The sequence below is a fragment of the Flavobacterium granuli genome (assembly GCF_031456055.1).
Lineage (GTDB): Bacteria > Bacteroidota > Bacteroidia > Flavobacteriales > Flavobacteriaceae > Flavobacterium > Flavobacterium granuli_A.
In genome coordinates, this window is record NZ_JAVDTX010000006.1 from 258,921 (window position 1) to 271,442 (window position 12,522).

The window sequence follows — 12,522 nt, forward strand, 5'->3', positions numbered from 1 at the left end:
AATCCAATAAAAATCATTTACTCCTTCAACACTCCTAAGTTCTTTTGGGTGTGCCACCAATAAAAAAAAGAGGCCAACTCTCCATACGTGTTAGTTGCCTCTTTTTTTTATTGCTGTCGGGCTATCCGTGCTACTTTGGTAGCTTACTTTTATCCCTCACTCGCAAATCAACATCTTCATGTTTAAAAAGATATTTTGCTTTTTAAATTAATAATATCAAAAAATCTAAACCCTACTCTATTCTAAAAAACTGGTTATTCAACATCACTTCTTTAAGTGCCGATACTTCCTTCAGTTTTACTTTTTCCTCAAAAGAAGCAATATGCTTGCTATGATGAACATCCGAACCCACAAAATCATACATTCCTTTTCGCAGTAATTGTTCGGCTATCTTCGCGATTGATTCCCCATAATATCCAACAACTGCCAACAAATTCAGCTGAAACAAACAACCTACTCGTTTCAATTTTGCATATTCATCAAAATTATTATGATAAAAAATGTATCGTTCTGGATGAGCTAAAACAGGAATATAACCCGCAACCTGCAAGTCAAAAAGTATATTATACAATTGCATCGGTGGGTTCATATAAGACATCTCAACCAATACATAATTATCCTTCAAAGTCAACAGCTCTCCTGTTTGGAAAAGCTTTACAAATTGATTATCCATCAAATACTCAGAGGCCGCACGAAAAGGAATTTTTATACCATTTTTTTCCAGCTCCAATATTGTTTGATCTTTAAGTACTTGAATACTTTCTTTAGTATTGTCCCAAACTTGATGCATAATATGAGGAGTAGTAACAAACTGTGAAATTCCAAAACCTTGAAGCGCTTGAATTAACTCAAATGTTTGCTCAAAAGTACGAGCTCCATCATCAATACCAGGTAATAAATGAGAATGAATATCCACATGATTCGATGGAATCAAATCTTTTAGTACTGGTCTATTTTTAAAAAATAAAAACAATTGGCTTATTTAAAATGAACGACAAAGGAAGTGAAAATTAAACAAACCATAACTAGTCTGCCCTAAACAAAAAAAGCTGCCAAAACCACTAAGGATTTTGACAGCAAAAAAAAAATATGTTTTTATATTTAAATAAATCTAAACTCAAATGATAATTTACTTCCGACTAGAATCCGTAAACTACAGCTAAAAGTACTTGAGAAGCTGAATTTGTTGGAGCTAAATCTGAATTAACAAACATAACATCATCTGAATTAGTATCAATTCTAAACTCTGGAATAATAGTCAACCCGCTTATTTTATAATTACCGGATAAAGTAAAAGCTGTTACACTTGTATCTCCAGATCCTTCTTTGTAATTAAAATATTCCGCACGTGCTCCCAAAGCAAAAGCATCATTAAATGCATAAGATGGATATATTGCAACTCCTGAGTAACCTACATCACCTTCGTTTGAAAAATCAGCTCCATTCAAACCTAATTTGAATTTTTCTGTAAGTTGGAATGTCGCTGTTAAATCGAAAATTGTACCGCTTACTGAACCGTCCATAAAATTAAGGTAAGCACTAGTTCCTCCTGACACAAAAGACAATTGACCTCCAACAGCATTCAATCCTTTTGCTGGATCAGCTTTGTATTTATTCCAAGAGTCATTAAACAGACCAAACATTGCTCCAAATTTATCCGTTATTTTATAATTGGCTTTAACTCCCGCATTTTGGAATGGCCCATTGGTAAACAAATATGAAGTTGAATAAGAGAAATTACCAACTGGAGAAATTACTTCATATCCAATATAAGTTCCCATATAACCGGCAGTAAAGCTTAATTTATCCGTAACTGCGTAAGACGCATATAAATTTTGAATATGGAATGAATTTTCATCAAGTCCATCACCATTTGGGATTGATTGATATTGCCCTCTTGGACCAAAAGATATTTCACCAACAAAAGACACTTTTTTAATTGTTTTCTTCAAAGCAATATCCAGCATCCCTAAAGAAACCGAATTCTGGTCTGTTCCAAAACTTGTTTTAATGTTTTCTGTTTTGGCAAAATCATACTTATAATACAAGTCTCCCGAACCTGAAATTTGTAATGGAGTAGTTTCTGGTGCATCTTGGGCAAATGCAATACTTGTTGTCAAGGCTAACACTAAAATAGTAATTACTTTTTTCATATTTAATCTGTTTTTTAGTTAATAATTCAATTAAGGTAATTGAATCGAATTTGGTTATTTTTTCTTTTTCTTGGAGCCAAATTATTAACTTTTCGTTAACAGAAAAATTTTTTCAAAACTTTCTAAAAAGAATTATCAATATCCGAAAATCAACTAAAAATAATATGTATTTCTTATTTTTTTTAAAATATAATAAAAATTCAATAATCGACTTTTTTATAAAATACTACCAAATTTTAGCTTAGTTTCAAATTATAAAGTTAAAAAAACATAGTTTCAAACTAATTTACACAGCTTTAAAAAAAATACCCCCATAAAAAATAGGGGGCTAAAAAATATTTATTTAAACTAAAAATAAAAATTTATTACAAAATTAGATATCGATTTAAATTCTATAAAATAAAAAAACCTTAAACTCGCACACTATAATTAGTTCGAGTTTAAGGTTTTGAAAATCGAAAAATAAAAGCATTTTCAAAAGTTTCATTTCAATACAGATATCCCTTTTATAAATACAAAATGGTTTACGAATCCATCTAATATTTTATAAAAAATCATTCAATAACAACCGACTTCATATTCATAAATTCTTTGATTCCTATCTCAGATAATTCTCTTCCATACCCCGATTTTTTAATTCCTCCAAAAGGAATCCTAGAATCGGAGCGAACCAAAGAATTTACAAAAACATTGCCTGCTTCAATTCTTCTAGCCAAAGCATATCCTCGTTCTCTATCTTCAGTCCAAATGCCCGAAGCCAATCCATATCTATGATTATTAGCTATTGCAATGGCGTCATTTTCATCCTTAGCCCTAATAATAGTAGCCAACGGACCGAAAGTTTCATCTTGAAAAGCAATATTGTTTACATCAACAAAATCAATCAGTGTGGGCTGAAAATTACACTGATCATACTCTCCTCCAACTACCATCCTAGCTCCTTGCTTTAAAGAATTCTCCAACTGATAACTTAACTTCTCTGCCAAATCAATTCTCGCCAAAGGCCCCATATCAATTCCGAATTGCAATGGGTTCCCTTGCTGCAAAGCAACTATCTTATTAGCAAAAAGTGAAACAAACTCATCAGCTACTTTTTCGGTAATGATAAACCGCTTTGCACAAATACAAGCCTGACCTGCATTTAGCATTCTGGATTTCGTAGCCACAGTAGTCGCTTTTTCCAAATCGGCATCATTCAAAACAATAAAAGCATCAGAGCCACCTAACTCCAGTACTGACTTTTTGATATATTTTCCAGCCAAAGCAGCAACCGAAGAACCCGCCATTTCACTTCCTGTTAAAGTAATCCCAGAAACAATATCAGAAGCAATCACATTTTCTACTTGTAGAATATCAATATTGATTTGCTGAAAAACACCTTCTGGAAAACCAGCTTCCAAAAACATATTTTCTATAGCTTTGGCACAACCAACAACATTTGGAGCATGTTTTAAAAGACTAACATTCCCCGCCATAATTGCCGGTGCTGCATAACGCAACACTTGCCAAAAAGGATAATTCCATGGCATAATGGCAAAAACAGAGCCCATTGGATCGTAAACAGACATGCTCTTGAAAGTTGTCTCGTAATATTGATCTTTAAGCATCTTCTCTGCATTTTCAGCATAGTAATCACAGTTCCCAGCCGATTTTTCAACCTCAGCAATTGCTTCAGGAAGAATTTTCCCCATTTCATTGGTAATAAGCAATCCTAATTCTTCTTTGTTAACTCTCAAGATATCTGCCAATCTCTTCATTTTATCAGCTCTTTCCTGAAAAGTGGTTCTACGCCAGTTCCTAAAAGCCAATTCTGATAATTGAAGTTTTTGATCCAATTGGCCATTAGTCAAAACTTCATGCTCCGCAATAACAGATTGTGTAAAAGGATTTATAGATTTAAATATTTTATTTGTATTATTCATTTTGGATACTTTATAATTCTGCCAACTCTAAATTAAACAGCTCGATTTTGTAAATTTTCAAATACCTTTTGGTTTAGCATCAAAAATACCTCCCAAAACCTATATTTTACTCTAATTAGTACGTCCAAATTTAGCTAATCATTTACACCAAAAATAATTATTCTGCTTCATCTCCAATAATTCAGTTCATTTCTTCTGCTTCAGATCTCAGCCAATCAAAATATCTTTTTTTATCTCTGAGAAATTATCAATTCAAATGGCTTTTATTTAAAATAAGCGATCTAAAAAGAAAATTCACAAAGAGAGATTGGAAACTAAACCTCAATATCTTAAAAGTAAAGTTTTTTTTTGTAAATTTAATTTTCCAACCACTAAAAGCCAACACATTATGATACGAAAAGCTACTACTCAAGACTTAGATCAATTGACAAATCTCTTTGATCAATATGCTGTTTTCTATAAAAATCCATCTAATTACGAAAAACATTATGCATATTTAAAGGAACGATTAGAAAACAATGAGGCTACCATTTTTGTCGCTTCCGATGAAACGAATAAAGATAAACTCATAGGTTTTGTGCTAATTTATGTGACTTTTTCTTCATTAGCACTCAATAGAATTTTAATTCTAAATGATATATTTGTAGACTCATCTGCCCGAAAAAAAGGAATTGGCGAAAAATTAATTCAACAAACTGTTGAATTCGCAAAAGAATTAGGAGCTCAGGACATCCGATTAAGAACTGCAAAAAATAACACTGTAGCTCAAGGATTGTATCATAAAATGGGCTTTGTAAGGGAAGATTTCCTTTATAGTTATGACCTTGCAGTCAAGTAATCACAAATTAGCATAAAACAAAAAGAGAATTTCAATACGAAATCCTCTTTATTTATTTTTGAATAAAATCAAATTAAGTAATGGAGTTATTTTGAAATACTTGATTAATTAATTCGAATATTTTTTCTTTATCAAGAGGCTTAGTTATATAACCTGAAAAGCCGGCCTTCATGATACTTTCTTTCACTTCGGAAGAAGAATGTGCCGTTTGCGCAATTACAATTCGATCTGGATTGTCTTTTTTAATTATTTCAAAAGCTTCATAACCGTCCAGAACTGGCATTTTTATATCCATGAAAATCAAATCAATATTAGACTCGGATGCGCTGATATCAACAACTTCCTGACCATTTTTAGCCCTCAAAACAATATGATTTTTCTTTTCCAAAATGGTTTTTAACAACAGAAAATTAATATTATCATCTTCAGCCACTAAAATGGTTTTCCCTTCAGATTCATTATAAGCTATTTCCGGTAAGGTATCATTTTCCTCATGAGCCGTTTCATCATAGCGTAATGGAATAGTAAATTTAAAAACGGATCCACCTCCAAAAACCGATTCCACAGTAATTTCTCCACCGAGCATTTCTACATAGGCTTTGGAAATTGACAATCCCAATCCTAAACCACTTAGAGAAATAGAATAATCATCTTCGACTCTTCTAAAGCGGTCAAATATAACTTTTAAGTCTTTTTCACTAATTCCAATACCAGTATCTTCAACTCTAAATTCTAAAAAATCATTATTTGGACAAATGTTATACCCAAATGCAACATGACCACTATCAGTAAATTTTATGGCATTGGTCAATAAATTAACGATGATTTGTTTCAATTTAATTTCGTCAGTCAAAACGTCATTTGGCAGTTTAGCGCTATTTTCCAACTGATAAAACTTTATATTTTTATCATCTGGTATTGTGACTTTTAAGGTATTGTATAATTCGTTTAAACATTTTTCTATATTCAATCCTTTAAATTTGGGCGCAATTTGTTTGGCGTCAATTTTGGACATCTCAATCAAATCTTCAATAATAGACACCAAGCTTTTTCCGCTGGTGTTTATGATTTTAAGATATTTTTTTTTGAATTCCTCATCTAATTTATCATCCATCAATAAGTCCGAAAAACCAATAATGGCATTCATTGGCGTTCTGATTTCATGTGATAAATTGGCTAAGAAAGTTGATTTGAGTTTATCACTTTCTTCGGCCTTTTCTTTTGACTTTTCCAGTTGAAACCTGTTCCTTCTATGGTCTTCAAACAAATTCCCTATATAACCAAACTCACCTGGTTCTCTTTTTAACAGACTAATGGAAATTTCACGGTCACTTTCCAAGATAGTAGTAATCAAACGCAACGGTCTATAAACCCATTTTCTTGAATAATAAATAGCAGCGATAAGACTGATTAAAGTTGCAATTACAATGATTAATAGTAGCTCTTTCGTTTTTTCAAAATTGAGATGTGAAGGTCTTTGAAAAAGCAATTTGGCTACAACCCTATTATCAGCATCCCGCAACTTTATTACAGAAGATACTTTTTTGTTTCCAATGGTATCCTTACCTACTTTATCCAAAAATTGAATTTTGGAACTACAAATTTCTTCTAAATTTTTAAAATATTGTTTATCTAACAAACGAGCCGTAAAAAAATAGCCTGAAGGATTCGTTTTAACCTTTTTCGGATCATTTGTAGCATGAATAGTTCCTCCAAAAACCTCAATAACCCCTTCTGGAACTCGCAAATAAAACCTAGAAAACTTGCTTTTGTACAAGTGCATCATTGCCCGAATTGGAATAAAGTTATTTGATTTAAAATAAGCATTAGATGATTTTGCGATGTTTACCTTTTCAAGATTATAAACACCTATGTAGTCGACTTCGTAGGTTGGAAATTCGTTTGCTATATGGCTATCATACCAAGCCATATCTCTTGACTTTGCAAAATTGACCAAAGCATCCCAATATGTAAGGTCGTTTATGGTAACAATTTGCATTTTTGAATTAAAGTCAAACAACCGACTTATTTCACTTTTATACTGATTAGAATTTGTTTTAAAAACATCATCCTCCTGTTGGACAGTATATAAATAAAGAGAAAGGAAAAGCATTAAAAAAAGCGAGCAAATACCTATGATTAACAATACCAATTTAGAATAGGTTGTCAATTTTAATGTTAACTTCATTTTGCTACAAGGAATTATATAAAAAAATAGTTATGCAATATACTGTTTTATTTTACAACACAAAAAAAATCCAACACGTCAAAGTGTTGGATCCTAAATTTAAGAATTAATTCTTACCATTGTATTTCCTTAAATATTCTCGAGTTTTCAAACCCGATTCATTAAGATCTTCTTCCTTCCAATTCCCCTCTGAATTTGCTGTTTTCAACAACATCGAACAAGTCTCTTTTTTATCTGAAACTGACCAAGTAATCCAACTTATTTTTTTCGTTTCCATCCAATCTATATATTCCTGCCAAGCCACATAGTCCATTGGCCCGTCTCCTGTAGCTTCCATCCCAGCCGATTCTGAGACAAAAATTGGCAAGCCTTTTTTGATTGCTTCATCAGTCCTGTCCCTAAGCGCTTTTTGATGAGTTGCAGCATAAAAATGCATGGTATACATTAAATTCTCAAAGCCTTTTATAGGATCTGCCGCAGGCAAATGAACATCCTGATCCCATCTGGGACTTCCCACCAAAATAATATTGTCTGGGTCATTTGCCCGAATCACCTTGATTATTTCTTCGGAATAGGCTTTTACTTCTGGCCAAGTTTCATGATCTGGCTCATTAAAAACCTCGTAGATTACATTTGGATATTTCCCATATTTCTTGGAAATTTCATCGAAATATTCCTTGGCTTCTTTCAAATTGATATTATGGCTATGCCAATCGATGATTACATAAATATCGGATTGGATAGCACCATTCACCACCGCTTCTATCCTTTCTTTAGAGAATTGAGGTTCCTTCATATAAGAATGCTCTCCTGCTTCGATACCCATTGCCGCTCGAACAACATTACATTTAAAATCTTTGGCTAACCAACTAACTGCTTTTTCATTATAAAACCTGGGCCACATACTATGCCAGCCAAAGCTTACCCCTCTTAAAACAATTGGATTTTGTTTTTTGTCTACCAATTGAGTTCCTTTTACACTAAGCTGTCCATGCTTTTTAACGAATTGTGCGTTTACCAAGCCACAGCTCAACGCAAGCAGAAATAAGATAATCTTTAATTTGAAATTCATCTCTTTTGAATTAAGGAATCAATCTTAATGTAATTACATCATGGGAAGCGATATCAGCAGTGAAATTCTTTTTGGTCGTGCCTGCTTCTTTATTTTTCCAAAGATCTTTGATTTTGAAGTTTGTTTTATTAAAATCGGCTTCAAAGCCAAAATCAGCATCTTTGATTGGATTTTTTTTCCAATCGAAATTGATTTTTTTAGGAGCGTCAGATCTGTTCAAAAAGGTGATTGCCCAATTTCCATCGGATAGGGGTTTTACCCAAACTTCCAGTCCGTCTTCGGCAGAAAGCTTGAATCCTTGGATTCCCAATTTATCCTGATTTACGGTAATTAATTCTTTATTAGTTAGAATCGCCAATGTTTCTTTAGACATTTTTCTAAAATCATTTCCAGCTATTAATGGTGATGCCAACATACACCACATTGCGAAATGGGTTCTATCTTCGGCTATGGTCATTCCGTTACCTACTTCCATCATATCAAAATCATTCCAATGGTCAGGACCAGAAAACTTACGAATGTCTTTGCGCATTTCTGCAATTTTCATTACTCCCCATGACGACCAATTTCCTTCTTTGTGATAAAACTCGCAATCAAAACAAGGGTAAATATCTCCCGAGATTCTCCAAAGATTCCCAATAGGTTTTCCCCAATTCCACACTTGAGTGTCACCCCATTCGCAAAGACTAAAAACGATAGGTTTTCCTGCTGTTTTTAGTGCGTTGCTCATCGTGGCATAGGCTTCTGGCGCGTTGATTCCTGCAGTGTTACACCAATCGTATTTCAAGAAATCGATGCCTAATTTAGCATAGAAACGTGCATCTTGATACTCGTATCCTCTCGTTCCAGGATAACCAGCACAGGTTTTAGTTCCTGCACAATTGTACAAACCAAATTTTAATCCTTTGGAGTGTACATAGTCTATTAAGGATTTCATTCCGCTAGGGAATTTAACAGGATCTGGAACTAAATCGCCATTGGCATCGCGTTCTTTTGTCATCCAGCCATCGTCGAGTACAATATAGTTATAGCCTGCAGCTGCCATTCCGGTTGAGACCATAAGATCGGCGGTTTCTTTTACTAGCTTTTCGTCAATGTTGGTTTCGAAAGTATTCCAAGAATTCCAACCCATTGGGGGCGTCATCGCAAGACCTTCGAATTTTCCTGAGCCTTGTTTATAAACATTTCCTTGCGAGAAACCTTGAATTGCTATACTGGCTAAAAGCACAGTGAGAAGTATTTTTTTCATTTTTTTATTTTTTTTGCGAATTGGTTGCTTTAGATATTTTTTTTTTAAAAGTTAAAGATCTTGTTCTGCACTTTTTGCGTGAGGGATGGTAGTGGAGCTCTTCCGATTTTTCATCGGGAAGCGGGAACGTACAGCCCGACCCAGAATTTTTTATGGAGGGTCACGCCATCATTATTTTACTGCATTTATTTTTATTTCGGCTTTTTTAAGTCCGTTGCTGGTTGCAGTCAAAGTAATTTCGCCCGCTTCGCCGGTAGTTTGAACGATAACCTGAGCCAAGCCATTAAATAATTTTCGTTTATAATTTTCGGCTTTGGTAATAATTTGAATCGTTCCCGGGTTTTGATTTACCACATCCCATTTTTGCTTTTTCAATAGTGGTTGGGCGATAATTGCGATGGTGTTTTTTCCTGAATGCAGTATTTTTTTATCCAATACAAAGGTGTCTCCTTTTTTGTTTTCGGGAATTTCATTGCTGATTTTGTGCCCGTTGATAAAAATGGATTGGTTTTTCCCAAGACTATTGTAGAACAAGCTGATTGTTGTTTCGTTATAATTCGCAGGCAATTCGAACTCGGTTCTATAAACAATGGCTTTTACTTTTTTGCCAAAAATAGTATCACGATCGTCTGTGAAAGCTTTTTGCCAAGATTCGGTTGCAACATTTTCTTGAGTTTCTTTAGAAACATTGAAATCGGCTACTATTTTTTCTTTTAGATTTTCAATATTCAAAACGGTGTTTGTTTCCAAATATTTATCGGCTTCAAGTGAAGTTGGATTTCCGTTTCCAACACCGATAATTTTTCCTGGGCCTGTGATTGAAAAGGTTACTTCATTATCTGCAATTGGCACAGAAAGTCCCGATTTATCCTTGGCGCTGACAGTAATCATTGCGATATCATTTTTGGAAGCCTCTATACTATTTTTATCAGATGCCAAATTTAAAACGGTGGCCACTCCTGTCGTTTTCACAACATCGGTTATGATTTTTTTTCCGTTTTTGTACCCGATTGCCTCAAGCGTTCCGGGAGTATAATTGACATTCCATTCCAGATGTCCGTCTTTCTCCATTGTTTTTTTGCCTAAACTTTTCTTGTTTAAAAAAAGCTCTACTTCATCACAATTACTGTACGCCCAAACTTCGATACTTTGATTTTCCTTTCCTTCCCAGTTCCAGTGAGGCAAAAGATGCAAAGAAGGTTCGTTTTGCCACCATGCTTTCAAGTACCAAGCGGTGTCTTTATAAAATCCGCATTGATCCACCATTCCAAAATAAGAACCTGTAGAAGGATATTCGAAAGGAGTTGGCTCACCGCGATAATCAAATCCTGTCCAAATGAACATTCCTGACAGATACGGGCGGGAATTATAATGTTTCCAGCCTTTTTCTATGCTAATAAAACTGGAGCTCGGCGCTTTGTCATAGGCCGGCATAATGTGTTTTTGATTGTCGCGATAATACTCGCCACGAGTAGCATTTGTACTTCCTTCTTCGGTTCCCCAAATGGATTGATTCGGGAATAATTCATGCTGTTTATCGGTGCTTTTATTCACGATATAATTGATTCCCAACAGATCCATAACTGTAGTGATTCCGTTACTGCCAATCCCACCGCTAAAAGCGGCAGTTGCAGGTCTTGAAGCATCGATAGATTTCACATAAGACTGCATGGAACTGGCAATTCTAGCACCTACAATATTATTTTCAATTCCCCACTCTTCGTTACCGATGCTCCAACTTATGATTGAAGGATGGTTTCTATCTCGTTCGATCATTTTCTTAACATCGTCTAATTGTACTTGCGTGCTTCCCATCATGCGATGCTCGTCAATTACAAGCATTCCTAAACGGTCACAAGCTTCCAGTAACTCGGGAGTCGGCACATTATGAGAGCAACGATAGGCATTACTTCCAAAAGATTTTAAGGTTTTAATTCTGAAATCCTGTAATGCATCTGGCATGGCAGATCCTACTCCAGCGTGATCCTGATGATTATTTGTTCCTTTTATTTTGACATTTTTTCCGTTAAGAAAAAAGCCTTCATTAGCATCAAAACGGATTGTTCGGATCCCGAAAGAAGTATGGAAAATATCTACCAATTTATCTCCTTCATAAACCGAAGTAATCATTTTATACAAATAGGGGTTTTCAAGCGACCAAAGTGTCGCATTCTGCACTGGTAAATCTGCTGAAAAATCTTTGGTTTCTCTTGGATTTAAACTGCAGGAATTTATTGTTTTTTCGGAAACAGTTTTTCCGGTGGCATCCAAAATAGCTTGGTTTATTTTGAATGATTTTTGAGCTTTTCCTTCGTTTGTAAGTGTGACTAGCGCACTAATTTCGTTGGTAGTGTCTTTAGTTTTTGTTTTAACAAAAGTGCCGTTATCCGGTATATGAAGCTCATTGGTTTTATTAAGCCAAACATGACGATAAATCCCTGCGCCTTCATAGAACCAGCCTTCTTCCATTGTTGCATCTGCACGAACAGCGATTGTGTTTTCGCCTCCATAATTGATATAATCAGTGATATCATATTCAAAGCCCAAATAACCGCTGTCTTGATTTCCTAAATAATGTCCGTTTACCCAAACAATAGAATTACGAAAAACACCATCGAATGCGATATGAATTCGGCGTCCTAAATCACTTTCTGGAATGGTTATTTTTTTGCGGTACCAACCGATGCTTTTATCTGGAAAATTTCGTCCAATTGCTTTGAATCCGTGGCTAAAACTAGCTTCCTTGCTGAAACCTTGTTCTACCGCCCAATCATGAGGAACATCTAGCTTTCGCCAAGAACGGTCATCAAATGAAGCATTGGCAGCGCCGTCACCAAAACCAGCTTTTGCTAAATAAGAGAAATAGGCTGTTCCTGTATTAAAATCCTTTTTAGTATCTGACGGATGGCCAAAAGCAAATTTCCAATCTTTGTCTAACGAAATATGTTCTCTTGGAGAATTATTCGAAGTCGATTGCGAAAAAACAGAAAGACAAAAACTAAAGAATAAAAGTAACAGATATGGTATTGTATTGGTATTTTTCATTTAACAACATTTAAATAGTAATCAACAGTTCAACTTACAAGGATAAGCAATGGAA

At 34.5% G+C, this 12,522-nt stretch carries 8 protein-coding genes; 1 reads left to right on the forward strand and 7 read right to left on the reverse strand.

Features of this window, described 5'->3' with window-relative positions; all coding sequences use genetic code 11:
* Positions 1–232 precede the first annotated feature (232 nt).
* From J2W95_RS14115 to J2W95_RS14125, 3 genes are all read right to left on the reverse strand, one after another.
* Positions 233–973, reverse strand: a complete 741-nt coding sequence (locus J2W95_RS14115; RefSeq protein ID WP_310008118.1) for a tyrosine-protein phosphatase — start codon at positions 971–973, stop codon at positions 233–235.
* A 166-nt stretch (positions 974–1,139) separates the two neighbouring features.
* A complete protein-coding gene (locus J2W95_RS14120; RefSeq protein ID WP_310008120.1) occupies positions 1,140–2,153 on the reverse strand; it encodes an outer membrane beta-barrel protein in 1,014 nt (337 codons plus the stop codon).
* A gap of 554 nt (positions 2,154–2,707) precedes the next feature.
* Positions 2,708–4,075 (reverse strand): NAD-dependent succinate-semialdehyde dehydrogenase, encoded by a 1,368-nt coding sequence (locus J2W95_RS14125; RefSeq protein WP_310008122.1) that lies wholly within the window; start codon positions 4,073–4,075, stop codon positions 2,708–2,710.
* A 388-nt stretch (positions 4,076–4,463) separates the two neighbouring features.
* Between J2W95_RS14125 and J2W95_RS14130 the strand changes: the two genes are divergently transcribed.
* On the forward strand, positions 4,464–4,913 hold the full coding sequence (locus tag J2W95_RS14130) for a GNAT family N-acetyltransferase (protein WP_310008124.1): 450 nt from the start codon (positions 4,464–4,466) through the stop codon (positions 4,911–4,913).
* A gap of 73 nt (positions 4,914–4,986) precedes the next feature.
* Here the strand turns inward: J2W95_RS14130 and J2W95_RS14135 are convergent, their stop codons facing one another.
* The 4 genes from J2W95_RS14135 to galA all read right to left on the reverse strand — a co-directional run bounded on the left by J2W95_RS14135 (position 4,987) and on the right by galA (position 12,467).
* A complete protein-coding gene (locus tag J2W95_RS14135; protein WP_310008126.1) occupies positions 4,987–7,101 on the reverse strand; it encodes an ATP-binding protein in 2,115 nt (704 codons plus the stop codon).
* Positions 7,102–7,207: 106 nt separating this feature from the next.
* Entirely contained in the window at positions 7,208–8,173 is a 966-nt protein-coding gene (locus tag J2W95_RS14140) for a glycoside hydrolase family 5 protein (protein WP_310008128.1), read from the reverse strand.
* A gap of 10 nt (positions 8,174–8,183) precedes the next feature.
* Positions 8,184–9,422 carry a glycoside hydrolase family 27 protein gene (locus J2W95_RS14145; protein WP_310008130.1) on the reverse strand — a complete coding sequence of 413 codons (1,239 nt, stop codon included), beginning with the start codon at positions 9,420–9,422 and terminating at the stop codon, positions 8,184–8,186.
* Positions 9,423–9,593: 171 nt separating this feature from the next.
* On the reverse strand, positions 9,594–12,467 hold the full coding sequence (gene galA / locus J2W95_RS14150) for a beta-galactosidase GalA (RefSeq protein WP_310008132.1): 2,874 nt from the start codon (positions 12,465–12,467) through the stop codon (positions 9,594–9,596).
* Positions 12,468–12,522: the final 55 nt, after the last annotated feature.